The organism is Agromyces zhanjiangensis (genome assembly GCF_040496055.1).
In the GTDB taxonomy this organism is placed as follows: Bacteria; Actinomycetota; Actinomycetes; order Actinomycetales; family Microbacteriaceae; genus Agromyces; species Agromyces zhanjiangensis.
The window spans coordinates 160740-181460 of sequence record NZ_JBEPKB010000003.1 but is presented as its reverse complement, the minus strand read 5'-3'; the positions used below and the strand labels follow the sequence as shown (position 1 = coordinate 181460).

The following is a 20721-nucleotide window of genomic DNA, read 5'->3' as shown; positions in this document are numbered from 1 at the left end:
CTACACCCCCCACCTGAGCGCCGCGGTGCTGACGGGCGCGTCCCAGAGGCGCAGCATCTCGTCGTCGGCACGCAGCAGGGTGAGCGAGCACCCGGCCATGTCGAGGCTCGTGATGTAGTCGCCGACGAGCACTCGTGCGACGGTGATGCCGCGCTGCTCCAGCAGGGAGGCGACGGCGCCGTACATCAGGTACAGCTCGATGAGCGGCGTGCCGCCGAGTCCGCTGAGCATCGCGATCACCGGCGCCCCGGTGAAGTCGTGGTCGGCCAGGATCGCCGACACCAGCGTCTCGGCGATCTCCGACGCGGGGACCAGCGGGGCGCGGGTGCGTCCCGGCTCGCCGTGGATGCCGACGCCCATCTCGATCTCGTCCTCGGGGAGGTCGAAGCTCGGCTTGCCCACCGACGGCAGCGTCGCGCTGGTGAGGGCCACGCCCATCGACCGGCCGTTCTCGGAGACGCGAGTCGCGACGGCGTGAACGGCGTCGAGGTCTGCGCCCTCCTCCGCCGCGGCCCCGGCGATCTTCTCGACGAGCACGGTCGTGCCGACCCCGCGACGCCCGGCGGTCCACGTCGAGTCCTCGACGGCGACGTCGTCGGCGACGAGCACGGTCTTCACCGCGATGCCCTCCGCCTCGGCGAGCTCGGCGGCCATCTCGAAGTTGAGCACGTCCCCCGTGTAGTTCTTCACGATGAAGAGCGCTCCGGCGCCGGTGCTCACGGCCTGCGCCGCAGCGAGCATCTGGTCCGGCGTCGGCGAGGTGAAGACCTCGCCGGCGCACGCGGCGTCGAGCATGCCGGGGCCGACGAAACCGCTGTGCAAGGGTTCGTGCCCCGACCCTCCGCCGGAGATCAGCGCGACCTTGCCGGGCTTCGGGGTCGCCCGGGAGACGACCCGGGCTGCGAAGTCGACGGCGAGCTCGGGGTGGGCCGCCGCGACGCCCTTCAGCGCGTCGGCGAGCACCTCCGACGGTGCATCGATGAGCTTCTTCATGCGCGTGCCTCCTCTTCGACGAGTGCTTCGGTCAGGGTGGTGCGGTCGGCCCGGGTGCGGGAGACCAGGCCGAACGCGAGGCCGGCGAGGACGCCGCCCGCGAGTTCGGCGATGACGTAGACCGGCCACTGCTCCCACTGCACGGTGCCCCCGAGGAGCTGCTGCACGAGCATCGGGCCGGTGGTGCGGGCCGGGTTGATGGATGCGCCGGTGGCGGGAGCCACCGGGATGATCGCGGCGAAGACCACGAGGCCGATGACGAGCCCGGCGAATCCGGGGGCCGCCTTGCGGTGGATCACGCCGAAGACGGTGAAGACCAGCAGGAACGTGCCGAGGAACTCGGCCGTGAACGCCTGCCAGACCGGGATGTCGCCGTAGGAGGCGACGCCGAGTCCGAGTTCGCTCGCCTGCGGGCCGAGGGCGCCGACGATCGCGAACGCGCCCACGGTCGCACCGAGGAGCTGTGCGACCACGTACCCGGGCACGTCGCGCCAGGCGAACTTGCCGGTCACCGCGAGGGCGAGCGTCACCGCGGGGTTGATGTGGTTGCCCGAGATGTAGCCGAACACGTACACCGTCGCGACGACGATCGTGCCGAAGGCGAGCGAGATGAAGCCGAGGTCGGCGGGGGCGAAGGGCGCGTCGCCCCTCACCAGTGCGAAGGCGGGCACGGAGCCGACGCCGACGAACACGAGGAAGGCGGTACCGAGGAACTCGGCGGCGAGCCGCTGCCAAGTCCGGTTGTCATCCATGATCTGCGTTCTCCCTTGAACGAGGTTGGCCAGTCGATTCGGTATTGTCGAATGGCTTTCGGTAATACTGAATGTTGGACCTCTCGTCCCTCGCTGTCAAGAACCAGACAGAATGGGATGCACGACGCGGGCGACGACGGAGGGGGAGCGGTGATCCAGTCGATCGACCGTGCGGCGAAGATCCTCGCGCTGCTGCAGGGCTCGCGCCGCATGGGCATCTCGGAGCTCGCCGCTGCGCTCGACCTGCCGCCGTCGACCGTGCACGGCATCGTGAAGTCGCTCCAGGCGCACGGGCTCGTGGCGCAGCAGCCGAGCGGGAACCGCTACGTGCTGGGACCGGCGCTGCTGAAGCTGTCGAGCGTCTACCTCGACACGCTCGACGTGCGGGCGCGCGCGATGCGCTGGATGCACGAACTCTCCAGCCGCACCGGCCTCGCGACCCGGCTGGGTGCCGAGCTCTTCGGCGAGGTCATCGTCATCCACCACGACCGGCGCCCCGACGGCACGGAGCAGATGCCGGAGACCGGCCTGACGATCCCGAGCCACGCGTCGGCGCTCGGCAAGGTGCTGCTCGCGTACGACGCCGCGCACGCGGCGGACGCGCTCTCGCGCCCGCTGGCAGCGCTGACCGCGGACACCGTCACCGACCCGGACCGTGTGCGCGAGCAGCTCGAGCAGGTCCGGAGGGACGCACTCGGCTTCGAGAACGAGGAGGCCGTCATCGGCGAGTCATCCGTCGCCGCGCCGATCTGCTCCGAGGACGGCGACGTGATCGCCGCCGTCGCGGTCGTCATGCCGGCGAGCGAATGGCCGCCCTCCGACTCCGTCCTGGCCGGCCTCCGCGACGCCGCGCGCAGCATCTCGCGCGACCTCGGCGCACCGGCGTGGCCGCCGCGCCCGCCCGCGACGGCGAGGTGACGCGGCGACCAGACCGCCGGGCGCGCGGGCGCCCCGCTAGTCGTGCTGCGGGAAGCCCAGGTTCAGCCCGCCGTGGTTCGGATCGAGCCAGCGCGACGTGATCGCCTTCTCCTGCGTGAAGAAGTCGAAGCCGCGCGGGCCGTACGCCTTGGCGTCGCCGAACAGCGAGTCCTTCCAGCCGCCGAACGAGTGATAGGCCACGGGCACGGGGATCGGCACGTTGATGCCGACCATGCCGACCGTCACCTCACGCTGGAAGCGCCGCGCGGCGCCACCGTCGTTCGTGAAGATCGCGGTGCCGTTGCCGTAGCGCGAGGAGTTGATCAGCTCGAGGCCGTCCTCGTAGCCGTCGACGCGCACGACCGAGAGCACCGGGCCGAAGATCTCGTCGCGGTAGACGGCCGACGACGTCGGCACCTTGTCGATGAGGGTCGGCCCCATCCAGAACCCATCGGGTTCGCCGTTCACCTCGGGGTCGCGGCCGTCCACGACGACGGATGCCCCGTCCGCGCCGGCCACGTCGAGGTAGCCGGCGACCTTGTCGCGGTGCTCGCGCGTGATGAGGGGACCCATGTCGCAGCCGCGGGTGCCGTCGCCGGTGACGAGCCGGCCCATCCGCTCGCTGATCTTCGCGACGAGCTCGTCGGCGATCGAGTCGACCGCGACGACCGCGGAGATCGCCATGCAGCGCTCGCCCGCCGACCCGAAGCCGGCGTTCACGGCGGCGTCGGCGGCGAGGTCGAGGTCGGCGTCGGGCAGCACGAGCATGTGGTTCTTCGCTCCGCCGAGCGCCTGCACGCGCTTGCCGTTCGCCGTCGCCGTCGCGTAGATGTACTGCGCGATCGGGGTCGAGCCGACGAACGAGATCGACCGCACGGTCGGGTGCTCGAGCAGTGCGTCGACCGCGACCTTGTCGCCGTGCACGACGTTGAAGACCCCGTCGGGCAGCCCGGCCTCCTGGAAGAGCCGCGCGAGCCAGACCGAGGCCGACGGGTCCTTCTCCGATGGCTTCAGGACGACCGTGTTGCCCGTCGCGATCGCGAGCGGGAAGAACCACAGCGGCACCATCGCCGGGAAGTTGAACGGGCTGATGATCCCGACCACGCCGAGCGGCTGGCGCAGCGAGTAGACGTCGATGCCGGTCGAGACGTTCTCGGAGTACTCGCCCTTCGTGTAGGCGGGCATCGCACAGGCCAGCTCGACGACCTCGAGGCCGCGCGCGATCTCGCCGAGCGCGTCGGCGGTCACCTTGCCGTGCTCGCTCGTGAGGATCGCCGCGAGCTCGTCGGTCCGCGACGCGAGCAGCTCGCGGAAGCGGAACATGACCTGCTGGCGCTTCGCGATCGAGGCGTCGCGCCAGGCGGGGAACGCGCGGGCCGCAGCCTCGACGGCGGCATCCACGTCCTCCGTCGACGCGAAGCGCACGCGCCGCTGCACGATGCCGTGCGCGGGGTTGTAGACGGGGCCGGTGCGCTCCGAGTCGCCCGACGCGGGCGCGCCGTCGATCCAGTGCTCCACCAGCTCGGCGGTCGCGGTGCCCTCGGCGCTGGGGGCGGTCTGGGTGTCGGTCATGGTCTCGTTCCTTCCGAATCGAGGTGTCCGGGTCGTTCCGTAGGGTGGTGGGTGCCGCGGCGCCCCGGACGGATGCCGCGGCAGCCGTCTCACACGGCGACGGTGCCGAGCACCTCGTCGTAGATCGCGGTGGCCTGCTCGACCTCCTCGGCCGTGACCACGCAGGGCGGCACGACGTGGATGCGGTTCTCGGCGACGAACGGGAGCAGCCCGCGCTCGACGAGCGCAGCCTTGATGCGGCCCACCTCGGCGGCGGGCAGCGGCTCGCGCGTCTCGGGGTCGGCGACGAGGTCGAGCGCCCAGAAGACGCCCTCGCCGCGCACCTCGCCGATGGCGGCGTGCTTCTCGGCGAGCTCGGTGAGGGCGGGGGCGATCGACTCCGCGCCGACGCGGCGGGCGTGGTCGACGATGCCCTCGGACTCCATCGCGTCGAGCGCGCCGACGATCGAGGCCATCGCGAGCGGATGCCCCGAATAGGTGAGCCCGCCGGGGAAGACCTTCTCGTCGAAGTCGGCGGCGATCTCGTCGGAGATGACGACGCCGCCCACGGGCACGTAGCCCGAGTTCACGCCCTTGGCGAAGCTGATGAGGTCGGGGCGCACGTCGTAGCCGTCGAACGCGAACCACCGGCCGGTCCGTCCGAAGCCGCACATGACCTCGTCGAGGATGAGCAGGATGCCGTGCCGGTCGCACAGCTCGCGCACGCCGGCGAGGTAGCCGGGAGGCGGCACGAGCACGCCGGCGGTGCCGGGCACGGTCTCGAGGAGGACCGCCGCGATCGTCGCCGGGCCCTCGGCCTCGATCACGCGACGCAGGTGCCGCAGGGCTCGCTCCGACTCCTCCTCGGGCGTCGTCGCCCAGAACTCGGAGCGGTAGAGGAACGGCCCGAAGAAGTGGACGTGCCCGCGTGCGAACTCGTTCGGGATGCGGCGCCAGTCGCCCGTCGACACGATCGCGGCGCCGGTGTTGCCGTGGTACGAGCGGTAGGTCGAGAGGACCTTGTCGCGACCGGTGTGCAGGCGCGCCATCCGGATCGCGTTCTCGTTCGCGTCGGCACCGCCGTTGGTGAAGAACACCTTCGACATGCCGTCGGGCGCGCGATCGGTGATGCGCTTCGCGGCCTCGCCGCGCGCGAGGTTCACGGTGGGCGGACCGATCGTGGCCAGGAGCTCGGCCTGCTCGCGGATCGCCGAGACGACCGCCGGGTGCTGGTGGCCGATGTTGACGTTGACGAGCTGGCTCGAGAAGTCGAGGTACTCGCGGCCCGAGTGGTCCCAGACCGTCGTGCCGCGGCCGCTCGCGATCACGAGCTGGGGCGGACTGCCCTGCGCCGACCAGGAGTGGAAGACGTGTGCGGCGTCGAGCTCGCGCGCGAGCGCGTCGAGGTCGGCGGTGAGGTTCTCGGTCATCAGCGTCGTCGCCTTTCGTGGGGTGGATGCCGCGGGGCCCGCCGTGCGGGGCCGGCCCCGCGGCATCCGTCTGCTAGTTGCCGCCCTCGTTGAGGGTGACCTCGATGGGTTCGTACGAGTCGCCGGTCAGGTCGACGCCGTCGGCCTCGAGGTTCGCGATGGCCTCGTCGACGTACTCGTTGGTGTAGGACCCCTCCGGCGGGTCGGTCGTGATGACCTGCGCGCCGTCCTGGTTCTTCGTGGCGAGGGCCATCTCGACGGTGGCGTCCCACTGGTCCTCGTTGATGTGCCCGATGCCGCTCGTCGACGGCCAGATCAGCTTGTTGATCTCGTTGGCCATCCAGAGCTGGTGGCTCGTGCCGAGCGTCGACCCGGCGGCGGTGACCGCGTCGGCTGCGGCCTGCGGGTCGTCGCGCTGGTCGATCCAGCCCAGGATCGCGCCCTGGATGAGCTTGACCGCGGTCTCGGCGTACTCCGGGTCGGACTCGAGCCGCTCGGTGTTGGCCCAGATCGCGTCCTGGAGCATGGCCGTGCCGACCTCGTTCCAGTCGATGACCGAGAAGTCCTCGGGCTGGTAGAGCTCGCCCGTCTCGGGGTTCGTCGCCTCGAGCAGCTGCGCGTACTCGTTGTAGGTCATCGCCTGCGCGGCGTCGATCTCCTTGTTGAGCAGCGCGTTCATGTCGAAGTTCTGCTGCACGATCGTGTAGTCCGACGCGTCGGCCTCGGTGAGGCCCGCGAAGAGCTCCCACTCGTTGCCGAAGCCCCAGCTGCCGATCTGCTTGCCCGAGAGGTCCTCCGGCCCCTCGATGCCGCTGTCGGCCCACGCGACCTGCAGGGTTGCCGAGCGCTCGAAGATCTGGGCGATGTCGGTGATGCCCGCGCCGGCCTCGATGGAGGCGAGCGCCTTCGGCACCCACGCGATCGCGAAGTCGACGTCGCCGGCGGCCAGCACGTCTTGGGGCACGATGTCGACCGCGCCCGGGATGATCTCGACGTCGAGGCCGAGCTCCTCCCAGTAGCCGTTCGCCTCGGCGAGGTAGTACCCGCCGAACTGGGCCTGCGTGAGCCACTGCAGCTGCAGGGTCACGGGCGTGAGCTCGCCGTCGGCGGTGTCGCCGCCGTCGCCCGAGTCGCTGCCCCCGCCGGAGCAGCCGGCGAGCACGAGCGCGGTCGCGGCTGCTGCCGCCGCGCCCGCGAGGATCCGGTTGCGCTTCATGTGCATTCCTCTCTTGGTGGTGGTGCTCGTGGTGCGGGATCCGACCGGCGGTGCCGGTGGCTGGGGCCGGACGGCGTCGGCCGGCGAGGCGTTGGCGGGTTCCCGGGTTCGGGCCGGGGCCGGGGTCATCGGTGGCGGGAGGCGATCCTCTCGATGAGGCTGGTGAGGACGAAGAAGACGAGGCCGAGGAGGATGGCCCCGATCACGAACGCCCACGCCCGGGCGTACGCGCTCGACGCGGCGGCGGTCGTGATCGCGGAGCCGAGGCCCTGCCGCGGGCCGCCGAAGTACTCGGCGACGAGTGCGGAGATGACGGCGAGCGACGAGGCGATGCGCAGGCCGGTGAAGAAGTGGGGCAGCGCCGACGGGATGGTGACGAGCCGAGTGAGCTGCGACGGGGTCGCGGCGTAGGAGCGCATGAGGTCGCGGTGCACGGGCCGCACCTGGCGGAGGCCGCGCAGCGTGTTGAGGAAGACGGGCACGAACGCGGCGATCGAGGCGATGAGGATGCGCGCGACCTCGGAGGTCGAGCCGAACATCGTGTAGAACACCGGCGCGAGGGCGACGATCGGCACCACCGCGACGGCGGCGACCACGGGTGCGAGCATGCCGTCGACGGGCCTGCCGACGGATGCCGCGATGGCGAGCAGCACGCCGATGACCGCGCCGATCACGAGGCCGATGAGCGCGTTCAGGCCGGTCGCGAGCGTCGCCGCGAGCACCTGCGGGGCGTACTGCACCAGCTGGTCGAGGATCGCGGAGGGGCTCGCGAGCACGAACGGCGGGATGCCGGCGGAGACCACGACGAGCTCGACGAGGAGCACGAGCACGATGAAGAGCGCGACGGGCGGCAGCACGAGCGCGGCGAAGCGCGCGAGACGGCCTCCAGCCCGAGGCCGCCGGCCACCGGGGGCACCGGATGCCGCGAGCCCTGGCATCGCGATCGCCGGGTCCGCCGTGGGCGGCGGCAGGCTCTCGACGCGCTCGGGCGCTGCGCTCGTCATCGCACGTCCACCCCCCTCGCGGCGCCGGCGGCAGGTGCGGTCTCGGGGCCGTGGAGGGCCTCGCGCACGGCGGTCACGCCGGCGAAGAACGCGGCGTCCTCGCGCAGGTCCTCGCCGCGATCGGCGGCGTCGCCGAGGCGCACGTCGATCTCGTCGGTGATCCGGCCGGGTCGGGGCGACATCACGACGACGCGATCGGAGAGGTACACGGCCTCGGGGATCGAGTGGGTCACGAACACGACCGCGGCGCCGGTCTCGGCGCGGATGCGGAGGAGCTCGGTCTGCATGCGCTCGCGGGTCATCTCGTCGAGCGCGCCGAACGGCTCGTCCATGAGCAGCAGCCGGGGCTGCTCGGCGAGCGACCGGGCGATCGCCACGCGCTGCTGCATGCCGCCCGAGAGCTGGTCGGGGTAGTGCTTCGCGAAGTCGGCGAGGCCCACCAGGTCGAGCAGCTCCGCCACGCGTGCGCGGCGGGTCGCGGCATCCGCCCCGTGCAGTTGGAGCGGGAGCTCGATGTTCGCGGCGACCGTCCGCCAGGGCAGGAGCCCGGCCTGTTGGAACGCGATGCCGTACGACTGGTCGATGCGGGCCTGCTTCGCAGTCTTGCCGAAGACCCGGATCTCGCCGGCCGTCGGCTCGTCGAGGTCGGCGATGAGGCGGAGCAGCGTCGACTTGCCGCACCCCGACGGCCCGATGAGCGAGACGAACTCGCCGGCGTGCACGGTGAGCTCGATGCCCGTGAGCGCGGTGACCTCGGCACCCTTGGCGCCCGCGAAGACGCGCTCGACCCCGCTGGCGACGACGGCTTCCGCCGGCGCGTCGGCGACGGCGGTCCTGGCGGGCGTCGGCTCGGTGGCGGGCGTGCTCGGGGTCGGGCTGCTCATGCGACGGTCTCCTGTCGGCGGAACGGGCTGAGGAAGGCGGCGAGGAGGGCGACGAAGCCGGCGGCGACGAGGCCGAGCAGCACTGCGCCGAGGATCGGCGCCCAGGGCTTCGCCGGGTCGCTCGATGCGGCGACCGCGGTCTCGAGGATCAGTCGGCCGATTCCGCCGGTGAAGCCGACGGAGATCTCGGCGACCACGGTGCCGACGACGGCGTTCGCCGCGGCGAGGCGCAGCGCCGGGATCAGGAACGGCACGCTCGCGGGCAGCCGCAGGCGGAACAGCGTGGTCCACCACCCCGCCGCATAGCTGCGCATGAGGTCGAGGTGCGCGGCATCCGGCGACTGCAGACCCCGCAGGGCGCCGACCGCGACCGGGAAGAACGCGAGGTAGCTCGCGATGATCACGACCGACATCCAGCTCTCCCACGAGAACGTGCCGAACTCCAGGCGCGAGCCCCAGTTCCGGATGAGCGGTGCGAGCGCGATGAGCGGCACCGTCTGGCTGAGGATCACGAACGGGAGCACGGCGCGTTCCGCGATCCGGAAGCCGAGCATGAGGAGCGCGAGCGCGAAGCCCACGACGACGCCCACGAGCCATCCGAGCGCCGCGACCCCGAGGCTCGTGAGCGCGGCGAGGAGGACCACGACACCGAGCGGCAGCGCGCCCTGCGCGCGCGTCACCGGTTCGATGACCCTCGCGACCATCTCCCACGTGTGCGGCATCGCCTGGTCGCTCGTGCGCGGGAGCAGGCGGATGCCGCTGCCCGTGACGCCCTCCTGCGCGCCGACCAGCCATCCGTCGGCGGGGCCGACGAGCTTGTACAGCTCCCACAGCGCGGCGAGCGCGAGGACGCCGACGACGCCCCAGACCACGGCGCGCCAGCGGTGCGCGCGCCTGGCCCGGGGCGTTGCCGCGGTCGTCGTCATGCCTTCGCCGTGAGGTGCTCGGTCATGGCGGGGATCACGGTCTCGCCGTACACCCGCATGGTCTCCTCCTTGTTGTCGTGCTGGAGGTAGCCGGCGAACTGGTCCACGCCGAGCTCGGCGAGCTGCTTCAGCTTCTCGATGTGCTCCTCGGCGGTGCCGAGCACGCAGAAGCGCTCGACGATCTCGTCGGGCACGAAGTCGACGTGGTCGTTGTCGGCCTTGCCGTGCGTGTTGTAGTCGTAGCCCTCGCGACCGCGGATGTACTCGGTGAGCGCGTCGGGCACGCTGCCGTGCTCGCCGTACTTGGCCACGATGTCGGCGACGTGGTTGCCGACCATGCCGCCGAACCAGCGGGACTGCTCGATCATGTGCGCGCGGTCCTCGCCGATGTAGAAGGGCGCGGCCACGCAGAACTTGATCGACATCGGGTCGCGGCCGACGGCCTCGGCGGCATCCCGCACGGTCTTGATCATCCACGCCGCGATGTCGACGTCGGCGAGCTGCAGGATGAAGCCGTCGCCGACCTCGCCCGTCAGCTTCAGGGCCATCGGGCCGTACGCCGCGACCCAGACCTCGAGCTCGGAGCCCGTGGACCAGGGGAAGCGCAGCGTCGAGCCCTTGTACTCGACGGCCCGCGAGTTCGCGAGCTCGCGGATGACGTGGATCGACTCGCGCAGCTCGCGCATCGTCACCGGCTTGCCGTTGGTGACGCGCACGGCCGAGTCGCCGCGGCCGATACCGCAGACGGTGCGGTTGCCGTACATCTCGTTGAGCGTCGCGAACGTCGAGGCGGTGACGGTCCAGTCGCGCGTGGCCGGATTGGTCACGAACGGGCCGACGGTCACGCGTCGCGTCTCGGCGAGGATCTGCGAGTGGATGACGTACGGCTCCTCCCAGAGCAGGTGCGAGTCGAAGGTCCAGACGTGGCTGAACCCGAACTGCTCCGCGAGCTTGGCGAGGTGGACCGCCCGCGAGGCGGGCGGGTTGGTCTGGAGGACGACTCCGAAGTCCATGGCGGGGTTCCTCTCCCGATCAGATGAGGTACTGGCTCAGGCCGCGCTTGAGGTAGCGCCCGTCGCCCTTGGCGCCGACGTAGGCGTCGCCATCGACGACGACCTTGCCCCGGCTCATGACGGTGTCGACCTTTCCGTCGATCTCGTAGCCCTCCCACGCCGAGTAGTCCATGTTCATGTGGTGGGTCTTGTCGAGCCCGATCGACGTGTGGCCGTTGGGGTCGTAGACGACGATGTCGGCGTCGGCGCCGGGCTGGATGACGCCCTTGGTGCCGTACAGCCCGAACATGCGCGCCGGCGTCGTGCTCGTGAGCTCGACCCAGCGCTCGAGCGTGATCTCCCCCGTCACGACGCCCTGGTACATGAGGTCCATCCGGTGCTCGATCGAGCCGATGCCGTTCGGGATCTTCCGGAAGTCGCCGAGGCCGAGCTCCTTCTGGTCCTTCATGCAGAACGGGCAGTGGTCGGTCGAGACCATCTGCAGGTCGTTCGTGCGGAGGGCCTGCCACATCGAGTCCTGGTGGCCCTCGGCGCGGCTGCGGAGCGGCGTGGAGCACACCCACTTCGCGCCCTCGAACGCGCCCCACTCGTCGCTCCGCGCGCCGAGCTGGTCTTCGAGCGAGAGGTAGAGGTACTGGGGGCAGGTCTCGCCGTAGACGTTCTGGCCCTTGTCGCGCGCCCAGGCGAGCTGCTCGACGGCCTGCTTGGCCGACACGTGCACGACGTAGAGCGGCGCGCCGGTGAGCTTCGCGAGCATGATCGCGCGGTGCGTCGCCTCCTCCTCCATCTCCCAGGCGCGGGCGATGCCGTGGTAGTACGGGTCGGTCTTGCCCTGGTCCACCAGCTGCTGGGCGAGCACGTCGATCGCCGGGCCGTTCTCGGCGTGCATCATCGTGAGCATCCCGGTGTCGCGCGAGACCTGCATGGCCTTCAGGATCTGCGCGTCGTCGGAGTAGAAGACGCCCGGGTAGGCCATGAAGAGCTTGAAGCTCGAGACGCCCTCGTCGGGCAGCCGCTTCATCGCCTCGATCGAGGCCTCGTTGACGTCGCCGACGATCTGGTGGAAGCCGTAGTCGATCGCGCAGTTGCCGCCGGCCTTCTCGTGCCAGGCGGCCAGCCCGTCCTCGATGCGCTGGCCGTAGGTCTGCACGGCGAAGTCGATGATCGAGGTCGTACCGCCGTGGGCGGCGGCGATGGTGCCCGACTCGAACGTGTCGGACGCCTCGGTGCCGCCGAACGGCAGCTGCATGTGGGTGTGGGCGTCGATGCCGCCGGGGATGACGTACTTGCCGGTGGCGTCGACGACGCGGTCGACGGATGCCGCGACATCCGTACCCAGCAGCTCGCTGCCGGGCTGCAGGACGGCGACGATCTTCTCGCCGTCGACGAGCACGTCGGCCGCGGCGCGGCCGGTGGCGCTGACGACGGTTCCGCCGGAGATGAGGGTGGTGGCCATGCGCTTGGCTCCTTCGCGTCTCGTCGGGTTACGGCTTCGGGATGGACGTGTACGACTCCGGCCGGCGGTCGCGGTAGAACTGCCAGGCGTTGCGGACCTGGCGGATCATGTCCATGTCGAGGTCGCGGACCACGACCTCCTCGTCGCTCTCCGAGCCGTAGTCGCCGACGATGTTGCCCTGCGGGTCGACGAACTGGCTCTTGCCGTAGAAGTTGACGGCGAGGTCGCCGTACTCGTTGTCCTCGAGGCCGACGCGGTTCGCGGCGCCGATGAAGTAGCCGTTCGCGGCCGCTGCCGCGGGCTGCTCGATCTCCCACAGGCGGTTGGAGAGGCCGGGCTTGGTCGCGTTGGGGTTGAAGACGATCTGCGCGCCGTTGAGGCCGAGCTCGCGCCACCCCTCGGGGAAGTGCCGGTCGTAGCAGATGTACACGCCGATCGGGCCGACGGCGGTCTGGAAGACGGGGTAGCCGAGGTTGCCGGGGCGGAAGTAGAACTTCTCCCAGAACTTGTCGAGGTTGGGGATGTGGTGCTTGCGGTACGAGCCGAGGATCGTGCCGTCGGCGTCGACGACGACCGCGGTGTTGTAGTAGACGCCGGGCTGCTCCTCCTCGTAGATGGGGAGCACCATGACCATCTCGAGCTCCTTCGCGAGCGCCGCGAAGCGCTGCACGATGGGCCCGTCGGCCGGCTCGGCGTAGTCGTAGTACTTCACGTCCTCCGTGATGCCGAAGTAGGGCCCGTAGAAGAGCTCCTGGAAGCAGATCACCTGGGCGCCCTGCTCCTTGGCCTGGCGTGCGAACTGCTCGTGCTTGTCGAGCATCGACTCCTTGTCACCCGTCCACGTGGTCTGGGTGATGGCCGCTCGAACGATCGTCATGGTGCCTCCTGAGTCGGTCGGCGTCGTTGCCGTCCGCTGGCGGGTACTGGGCGCGCGGTGCGTGGTGCGCTAGTGCCTGCCGTGCGTGCGGTGACGCCGAGCAGTGGTGCCGAGAATCGACGCCGGCTGGGGACCGGCGGCGGATGCCAGATCGGGGTTGCGACCCGTTCTGTTATTCTTCGGCGTGAACATTTCCCTTGTGTTTCACTCTGTGACGTGGTGGTTAAACATCCTGTCCCTTGCTTCGTGAGGAGGCAATGGTGCGATCAGGTATTCGAGTGGATGTCTCCGAGCTGACGTCGCTCGCGCCCTTCGCCGACACGACCCCCCGCGGCATCGCGGCCGACCTCGCGCGGCTCGTGAACAGCGGCGACCTCGAGGCCGGCGTGCGCCTGCCCACCGTGCGGGAACTGGCCGCCTCGCTCGGCGTGAGCCCCGCCACCATCAGCCAGGCGTGGCAGGCGCTCGCACGTGCCGGGCTCATCGAGTCCCGCGGCCGTGCCGGGAGCTTCGTGCGCCGGGATGCCGCGGCCGGCCCCGCCGTGCGGATGCGCGGGATGGCGGCGCCCGACGACCCGGTCCGACTCGACCTCTCGCGCGGGACGCCCGATCCGCTGCTGCTGCCGCCGCTCGGCCCCGCGCTCTCGCGCGTGTCCGCCCGCGCGGACGTCGGCAGCTACCAGGCGGAGCCCGTCATCCCGGCGCTCGCGACGGTGCTCAGGGACTCGTGGCCCAGCGAAGCCGAATCGATCGTCGTCGTCGACGGCGCACTCGACGCGATCTCACGCGCGCTCGAGCAGGTCGTCCGCTTCGGCGACCGGGTCGTCGTGGAGCATCCGGGTTTCCCGCCGTTCCTCGACCTCCTCGACCTGCTCGGCGCCGAGGCCGTGCCCGTCGCCATCGACGAGCACGGGATGTCGCCCGACGGGCTCGCCACCGCCCTGCGGCGCCGCCCGGCCGCCATCCTGCTGCAGCCCCGCGCCCAGAACCCGACGGGAGCGTCGATGACGCCCTCGCGCGCCGCGGCGCTGGCGGGAGTCATCCGCTCGGCCGTCGACGAGCACGGCGTCGACCTCGTCGTCGTCGAGGACGACCACTCGGGACTCATCTCGACCGAGGGCGACGTCACGCTCGGCACCCGCCTGCCCGACCGCGTCGTGCACGTGCGGAGCTTCTCGAAGTCGCACGGACCGGACCTGCGGATCGCCGCCGTCGGCGGGCCGCGCGACCTCGTCGACCGGATCATGGCGCGCCGCATGCTCGGACCAGGATGGACGTCGCGCATGCTGCAGTCGATCCTCCTCGACCTGCTGACGGACGGCGCGGCCATCGACGCCGTCGCCGAGGCGCGCCGCGCGTACTACACGCGGCAGCGCGCGCTCGGCGACGCGCTGCGTGCCCGGGGCGTGCCCGTGATGCGCGCCGACGGGATCAACCTCTGGATGCCGGTCGAGTCGGAGCGTTCGACGCTCGTGCAGCTCGCGGCGGCAGGGATCCGGGTCGCGGGCGGCACGCCGTTCCTGGCCGCGGCGAACGGGTCGCCGGTGGCGGGGGCCGCGGCGGTGCGCGGCGCGGTGGCCGCCCGGGGCTCCGCCCGAGAGCAGGAGTACGTGCGGGTCACCGTGGGCGCGGTGCGGGAGGGGGTGTCGTCGCTGGCGGATGCGCTCGCGGTGGCGGCGCAGCATCTCGCTGCGGGCGGGTACTGAGGGGCGCTGCGGTCGTCGGCTCGTCGGCTCGTCGGCTCGTCGGCTCGTCGGCTCGTCGGCTCGTCGGCTGCGCGATCATCCGCCATAGAACGCACCCTCGAGCACGCCACCGCCCCCGCGTGCATTCCACCGCCCCCACAACCCGCGCACTCCGACCGCACGCTCATCCCGCTCCAAGCCGCGTCGTGGCGACACCGACTCGTCCTCCACAGCCCGCGACAGACTCGATCCATCCACCGAAAAACACCCGGTCTGAGGCATAATCCATGCATCTTTGTATGTCGGAGGGTGCGTGCAGGATCGAAGCATGGACGAACCCCTGGCGACGCTCGAGCGCGAGCTCGGTGCGCTGCGCGACACGTGGGGTGAGGCGATGCCGGCGTTCGGGTCGATCCCGGGCGACGCGCAGGGCGAACTCGAGCAGATGAGCGACCCCGGGCTCGTCCGGGTGACCGACGGGCTGGCCTCGCTGCGTCGCGGGGTCGATGCGCTGCTCGCGCGCGCCGCCGCAGAGGTCGCGCGACGATCCGGGCCCGAACTCGGCGAACTCGGGCTCGCAAAGGCGCAGGGGTTCCACAATGGGGGTCGGCTCATCGCCGTCGGTTCAGCGACCGCCACGCGTGAATCCTTCGTCGGCGCGCGGATGCCGCCACGACGGCCGCACGTCGCCGGCGCCCTCGACCGGTCGGCGATCAGTCTCGAGGCCGCGTCCGCGATCACGACGATGCTCGACCGCGTGGCGCTGCGAGCCGATCCCGAACTGGTGGAGGTGGCCGAAGCGGCCCTCGCCGAGCTCGCCGAGCGTGCGCCGCTCGAGCTGCTCATGCGCGGCATCCGCGAGGCCGAGGCCCGACTCGACGCCGAAGGGGTGGAACCGCGCGAAGAGCAACTGCGCGAGCAGCGCTCGCTCACGATGCGCGAAGACCGCCACGGCGTCGTGCACCTGCACGCCAGGCTCCACCCCGAGGCGGCCGCTCCCGTGAAGGCGGCCGTCGAAGCGCTGGTCGGCGACGCGCTCCGGCGACGCGACCCACGACTCGGCGATCCGCGTCCCGTCGTCGACGGCCGCCGCTCGATTCCGCAGATGCAGGCCGACGCGCTCGCGGCGATCGCGCGCCACGCGCTCGGCTGCGAGACGACCCTGACGCCGCTCGCGAAGCCCACCGTCGTGGTGCGCGTCGACCTCGACGCGCTCGTCACCGGACTCGGCGACGCCCGCATCGACGGACTCGACCAGCCGATCTCCGCGGCCACCGCCCGGCGGCTCGCCGCCGACGCCGAACTGATCCCCGCGGTGCTCGGCGGTCCGAGCCTGCCACTCGATCTTGGCCGACGTGCCCGTCTCTTCACCCGCGCCCAGCGACTCGCCCTCGGCGAGCGCGACGGCGGCTGCGCGTGCTGCAGCCAGAACGTCGGCGACGTGGAGGCGCACCATGTCCGCTGGTGGGAGCGAGATGCGGGCCCGACGGACCTCTCGAACGGCGTGCTCCTCTGCAGTTTCTGCCACCACCTGATCCACCGTGAAGGGTGGGAGATCCGCGCCGAATCCGGTGCGATCTGGTTCATCCCTCCACCGCACGTCGATCCCGACCGCGTGCCCCGGCTCGGTGGGCGCGCGCGATTCGAACTGCAGATGACGGATGCCGCGTGAGCGGGTGCTCGCGCGAGCGTGCGCGGGAGCGTGTGCATGCGAATGCGCGAGCGACGGAACCAGGGCGAGCTCGAAGAGCGGTGGCCCCGCAGCCGCCAACGGGAGTCGCCGGGTGCGAGGATCCAGAGCGCGGGCCGGCGAGCTCGCGCTCAGGCGCGCGCCGTGCTCGGCGCCTTCGCGTAGTGGTCGGGCGTGATCGTGAGCTCGGCCTGGCCGGCGGTGATCGAGCGCAGGTCGAGGACGTACCGCGTGAGCTCCGACTCCGGCACGTGCGCCACCACCCGCGCCCGGCCGTCGCTCGCGGCCTCGGTCGCGCTCACGCGACCGCGCCGCCCCGACAGGTCGGTGAGCACCGCGCCCTGCAGGTCGTTCGGCACGGTCACGGTCACGCTCGACACGGGCTCGAGCAGCACCGTCCCGGCCTCGGCGAGCGCCGCCTTCACGCCGATCGACGCGGCCGTGCGGAAGGCCATGTCCGACGAGTCGACCGAGTGCGTCTTGCCGTCGGTGAGCTCGACGCGCACGTCGACCACGGGGTGCCCCTGCGGCCCGCCCGACGCGAGCGCGTCACGGGCCCCCTTCTCGACGGCGGTGATGTACTGGCGCGGCACCGCGCCGCCGGTGACCGAGTCCACGAACTCGAACCCGTCGCCCGGCTGCAGCGGCGAGACCGTGAGCTGCACGACCGCGAACTGGCCGTGCCCGCCCGACTGCTTCTTCAGCTTGCCCTCGACCGACGCCGTGCCCGCGATCGTCTCGCGGTACGCCACCGGTGCAGGGCCCGTCTCCACCTTGACGCCGAAGATGCGCGCGAGCCGCTCGACCGCGACCGCGACGTGCGTGTCGCCGAGCCCCCGCAGCACCGTGTGCTCCCCCGCGCGGTCGACCACGAGCGTCGGGTCCTCGGCGGTCAGTCGCGCGAGCGCCACGGGCATCTTCTCGTCGTCCGACTGCGACGCGGGCTCGAGCGAGACCGCGTACACAGGTGGTCGGGGCGGCGTCGCCGCCGGCCGAGCGGTGCCGGAGGGTCGCGACCACAGCAGTGAACCCGACGGAGACCCGGTGAGCTTCGCCACCGCGCCGACCTCGCCCGCGGCGAGCGTCCCGGCGGTGACGTGCTCGGACCCCCGCAACCGGAACAGCCCGTGGATCCGCTCGTCGGTGCCGGTCGTCGCGTTCCGCAGCTTGTCGCCCGTCCGCAGCGTGCCGGAGAGCACCTTGAGCATCGAGACCTGGCCGACGAACGGGTCGGCCACCGTGCGGAAGACGTGCACGAGCGTGTCCCCGTCCTCGTTCGGCGCGACCTTCAACTCCGTGCCGCCCGACCCCTCCCCGACGAGGATGCGCCCGTCGCGTTCGGTCGCGGCGGGCGTCAGTTCGCAGACGAGGTCCGCGACCCGGTCGACGCCCGTCCCGTTCACCCCCGAGCACACGAGCACGGGCACGGCCTCGCCATCGGCGACCTCGCGCGCGAACGTGCGCTCGAGCTCCGCGGCCGACGGCTCGTCCCCGTCGAGGTAGGCCTCGAGCTGCGCGTCGTCGTGCGACACGATGTCCTCGGTCACCTCGACGTGCATCGCGTGCTCCTCGGCCTCCGCCTCGGGCGGCAGCGGCTCGTCGTGGTGCGTCCCGTCGCCGTCGTAGACGTGCGCCTCCTCGCTCAGCACGTCCGCGATCGCCCGGAACGCGGCCTCCTCGCCGATCGGCAGCTCGAGGGCCCACAGGTGCTCGCCGAACTCCGACCGCAGCTCCGCCAGCACGCGACGGAAGTCCGCCCTCGCCTTGTCCTCCTGCGTGACCACGACCACGCGCGGCACCCCTGCGGCCTCGGCGGCGTCCCACGCCGCGCGCGTCCCGGCGACGACGCCGTCCACCGCGCTGACGGCGATGAGCGCGACATCCGCCACCGCGAGCGCCGCGTCGACGGCGCCCACGAAGTCCGGATGCCCCGGGGTGTCGGCGAGCGTCACCGTGTACGCCGTGCCGTCGGGTCCGCTCCAATCGAGGTGGGCGAGCGAGAGCCCGAGGCTCGTGTGCCGGGCGATCTCCTCGGGCTCGTGGTCGCAGACGGTGTTCCCCTGCTCGACGGATCCCGTCCGCGGGATCGCGCCGGCGCGATACAGGAGCGCCTCCGCGAGTGTGGTCTTCCCCGAGCCCGAAGCGCCCACGAGGGCGACAGTCCGGTGGGTCTGGGGCGATGCCGAGTTCATGGGGCCTCCCGCGCCGGTGCGGTTCCGTGCGTCCATCGTCGCGCGCCGAGGCCGCGAGGTCCAGAGGGCGGAGGTCCCGATCTGCGCGATCCCCGCCCCGGACGACGGCGGCCCGCCCGGGTTCAGCCGGTCGCGGCGCGGCGTTCGGCGACGAGCGCCCGCGTCTCCGGAGCGATGCGCGCCCCGAGTTCCGCGATCATCGCCGCGTCGTCGCCGGCGACGATGAACGTGTCGACGCCGTGCCGCGTGGCGAGGTCGGCGAGCGACTCCGGGTCGGAGTGCCGCGGCCCGACGTTCAGCAGGCGACGGATGCTCCGCGGCTCGCGCCCCGCGCCCCGCGCCGCCGCGTCGATGATCTCGTGCCCGGCGTCGAGCGAGTCGGCGCCGTGCTCGAGCCGCCCGAGCGACGGCAGCCACCCGTCCGCAGCGCTGCCGAGGAGCCGGAGCCCCTTGGGCCGCAGCACGCCGAGCCAGATGGGCATCGGCCGTTGCACGGGCGCGGGCCCGCGCTTGGCGCCGCGGATCGGGTAGTGCGCGTTGTGCAGGAACACGCCGCCCTCGGCATCCGTGTCCTGCAACTCGCGGATGACAGTGATCGCCTCGCCCAGGGCGCCGACCTGCTCGGCGGGCGTCCGGCTCGGGGCCCCCATCGCGACGGCGGCGGGGGCGAACCCGCCGGCGCCGAGGCCGAGCATCACGCGGCCGCCGGTCAGCAGGTCGAGGGATGCCGCCGAGCGCGCGAGCACGGCCGGCGGGCGGAGCAGCAGGTTGTGCACATTCGCCGAGATTCGGATGCGGCTCGTGCGCGCACCGACCCAGCTCATCAGCGTCCACGTGTCGAGGAACCGCGGCTGGTAGGGGTGGTCCTGGAAGGTGACGAACTCGAGCCCGGCACGCTCGCTGGCGAGCGCGAGCTCGACGGTGTGCTCGGGATCGAGCGCCGACGGCGTGATGAACGTTCCGAACTCGATCGGGCGGCCGTAGTCGGGCATGCGGCCACGCTACGCGCTCTCGCGCCGCATGGCGCAGAATCGAGGCGGCTCGCGTCGCGCATGGACGACTCTACGCCCGTGATGGAGTTCCTCATCGCGTCGTCGGCGCTCGCGTTCCGCGATGAGGGGCACGGTTCCTGTCGCTGTCAGGTGCCCCGCTCGCGCGCTCGATCCCGGGGGACCCCGACGAGTTCACGCCCGTCGATGCCATCCTCGATCGGCTCGGCGGCATGCTCGAGCCCGCCTACGGCTTCCGCTCGCTGCACCGCTTCAAGCAGAAGTTCCGGCCGCGCGCCGAACCCATGTACCTGCTCTACCGCGACGGCGGCGACCTCGCGAGGATCGGCCTGGCGCTCACGCGCGCATACCTGCCGGATGCCTCGGTGGCCGACCTCGTGCGGGCGGGGGCGTCACTCGGTCGGTGAGCCGGTCTCGGGCACGGTGCCGCTGCGAGGGGACCCGCTCGTCTCGGCCGGCGACGACGCGCGCGACCTCCTCGCCCGCGCGGCGTCGAGGAGCGCCACGACCTCCTCGTCGGTCGTCTGTCGGAAGTCCGCGTACGCCTGCCCGACCGCCATGAACCAGTCCGGCACGTCGACGGCGACGAGTGCGTCGGCCGAGGGCACGCGGGACGCGGCATCCTTCGGCGCCACCGGGACCGCGAGCACGACGCGTCGTGCGCCACGTGCCCGGGCCACCTCGCACGCGGCCTCGGCGGTCGCACCTGTGGCGAGCCCGTCGTCGACGACGAGCGCCGTGCGGCCCGCGAGGGGCTCGGGCGCGCGGTCGCCGCGCAGCTGCGCGACGCGACGATCGAGGGTCTGCTGTTCCTGCCGTTCGACGTCGGCGAAGCGACGATCCGAGACGTGCGCCCGCCGCACGATCGCCTCGTCGACGACGCGCACGCCGCCCTCGCCGATGGCGCCCATCGCGACTTCGGACTGCCCGGGGATGCCGAGCTTGCGGACGACGATGACGTCGAGCGGCGCGCCCAGGCCCTCGGCGACCGCGGCGGCGACCGGCACGCCGCCGCGCGGGAGCCCGAGGACCACGACGTCCTCGTCGCGGAACGCCTCGAGCCGCTCCAGCAGGGCGGCCGCCGCGTCGGCGCGGTCACGGAACATGACTTCAGCATGCGCCTC

General features: G+C 71.9%; 18 protein-coding genes. 4 read left to right on the top strand and 14 right to left on the bottom strand.

The window, feature by feature from the left end:
- Both dhaK and ABME02_RS07095 read right to left on the bottom strand, forming a co-directional pair.
- A complete protein-coding gene (dhaK, locus tag ABME02_RS07100) occupies positions 1-993 on the bottom strand; it encodes a dihydroxyacetone kinase subunit DhaK (RefSeq protein WP_353814575.1) in 993 nt (330 codons plus the stop codon).
- On the bottom strand, positions 990-1745 hold the full coding sequence (locus ABME02_RS07095) for an MIP/aquaporin family protein (RefSeq protein WP_353814574.1): 756 nt from the start codon (positions 1743-1745) through the stop codon (positions 990-992). Before ABME02_RS07095 ends, dhaK begins: the two co-directional genes overlap by 4 nt.
- Before the next feature lie 150 nt (positions 1746-1895).
- Here ABME02_RS07095 and ABME02_RS07090 point away from each other — a divergent pair, with 150 nt between their 5' ends.
- Positions 1896-2663: an IclR family transcriptional regulator gene (locus tag ABME02_RS07090; RefSeq protein ID WP_353814573.1), complete on the top strand. Its 768-nt coding sequence runs from the start codon at positions 1896-1898 to the stop codon at positions 2661-2663.
- 36 nt (positions 2664-2699) lie between these two features.
- Here ABME02_RS07090 and ABME02_RS07085 read toward each other — a convergent pair whose 3' ends face one another.
- The 9 genes from ABME02_RS07085 to ABME02_RS07045 form a co-directional block, all read right to left on the bottom strand.
- On the bottom strand, positions 2700-4235 hold the full coding sequence (locus ABME02_RS07085; RefSeq protein WP_353814572.1) for a CoA-acylating methylmalonate-semialdehyde dehydrogenase: 1536 nt from the start codon (positions 4233-4235) through the stop codon (positions 2700-2702).
- 89 nt (positions 4236-4324) lie between these two features.
- A complete protein-coding gene (locus ABME02_RS07080; protein ID WP_353814571.1) occupies positions 4325-5644 on the bottom strand; it encodes an aspartate aminotransferase family protein in 1320 nt (439 codons plus the stop codon).
- 73 nt (positions 5645-5717) lie between these two features.
- Complete coding sequence (locus tag ABME02_RS07075; protein ID WP_353814570.1) at positions 5718-6860, bottom strand: ABC transporter substrate-binding protein; 1143 nt, start codon at positions 6858-6860, stop codon at positions 5718-5720.
- 125 nt (positions 6861-6985) lie between these two features.
- Entirely contained in the window at positions 6986-7864 is an 879-nt protein-coding gene (locus ABME02_RS07070) for an ABC transporter permease (protein ID WP_353814569.1), read from the bottom strand.
- Positions 7861-8748 carry an ABC transporter ATP-binding protein gene (locus ABME02_RS07065; RefSeq protein WP_353814568.1) on the bottom strand — a complete coding sequence of 296 codons (888 nt, stop codon included), beginning with the start codon at positions 8746-8748 and terminating at the stop codon, positions 7861-7863. Before ABME02_RS07065 ends, ABME02_RS07070 begins: the two co-directional genes overlap by 4 nt.
- Entirely contained in the window at positions 8745-9674 is a 930-nt protein-coding gene (locus ABME02_RS07060) for an ABC transporter permease (RefSeq protein WP_353814567.1), read from the bottom strand. The genes ABME02_RS07065 and ABME02_RS07060 overlap by 4 nt, the downstream gene beginning before the upstream one ends.
- Complete coding sequence (locus ABME02_RS07055; protein WP_353814566.1) at positions 9671-10687, bottom strand: TIGR03842 family LLM class F420-dependent oxidoreductase; 1017 nt, start codon at positions 10685-10687, stop codon at positions 9671-9673. The genes ABME02_RS07060 and ABME02_RS07055 overlap by 4 nt, the downstream gene beginning before the upstream one ends.
- Before the next feature lie 19 nt (positions 10688-10706).
- Positions 10707-12143: a dihydropyrimidinase gene (hydA, locus tag ABME02_RS07050; RefSeq protein ID WP_353814565.1), complete on the bottom strand. Its 1437-nt coding sequence runs from the start codon at positions 12141-12143 to the stop codon at positions 10707-10709.
- Positions 12144-12171: 28 nt separating this feature from the next.
- Positions 12172-13020, bottom strand: a complete 849-nt coding sequence (locus tag ABME02_RS07045) for a nitrilase-related carbon-nitrogen hydrolase (RefSeq protein WP_353814564.1) — start codon at positions 13018-13020, stop codon at positions 12172-12174.
- Between the two features lie 278 nt (positions 13021-13298).
- On the opposite strand from ABME02_RS07045, the gene ABME02_RS07040 reads away from it, so the two are divergent.
- Together ABME02_RS07040 and ABME02_RS07035 are read left to right on the top strand one after the other, a co-directional pair.
- A complete protein-coding gene (locus ABME02_RS07040; RefSeq protein WP_353814563.1) occupies positions 13299-14726 on the top strand; it encodes an aminotransferase-like domain-containing protein in 1428 nt (475 codons plus the stop codon).
- A gap of 307 nt (positions 14727-15033) precedes the next feature.
- Entirely contained in the window at positions 15034-16377 is a 1344-nt protein-coding gene (locus ABME02_RS07035; protein ID WP_353814562.1) for an HNH endonuclease signature motif containing protein, read from the top strand.
- A 149-nt stretch (positions 16378-16526) separates the two neighbouring features.
- Here the strand turns inward: ABME02_RS07035 and ABME02_RS07030 are convergent, their stop codons facing one another.
- Positions 16527-18587, bottom strand: a complete 2061-nt coding sequence (locus tag ABME02_RS07030; protein ID WP_353814561.1) for an elongation factor G — start codon at positions 18585-18587, stop codon at positions 16527-16529.
- Between the two features lie 122 nt (positions 18588-18709).
- Complete coding sequence (locus tag ABME02_RS07025) at positions 18710-19579, bottom strand: LLM class flavin-dependent oxidoreductase (RefSeq protein ID WP_353814560.1); 870 nt, start codon at positions 19577-19579, stop codon at positions 18710-18712.
- Between the two features lie 137 nt (positions 19580-19716).
- On the opposite strand from ABME02_RS07025, the gene ABME02_RS07020 reads away from it, so the two are divergent.
- Positions 19717-20004 (top strand): phosphatidylglycerol lysyltransferase domain-containing protein, encoded by a 288-nt coding sequence (locus ABME02_RS07020; protein ID WP_436408249.1) that lies wholly within the window; start codon positions 19717-19719, stop codon positions 20002-20004.
- On the opposite strand, the gene ABME02_RS07015 is transcribed toward ABME02_RS07020, so the two are convergent.
- Positions 19990-20703, bottom strand: a complete 714-nt coding sequence (locus tag ABME02_RS07015; RefSeq protein ID WP_353814559.1) for a phosphoribosyltransferase — start codon at positions 20701-20703, stop codon at positions 19990-19992. The two genes, ABME02_RS07020 and ABME02_RS07015, sit on opposite strands and share 15 nt — an antisense overlap.
- Positions 20704-20721 lie beyond the last annotated feature (18 nt).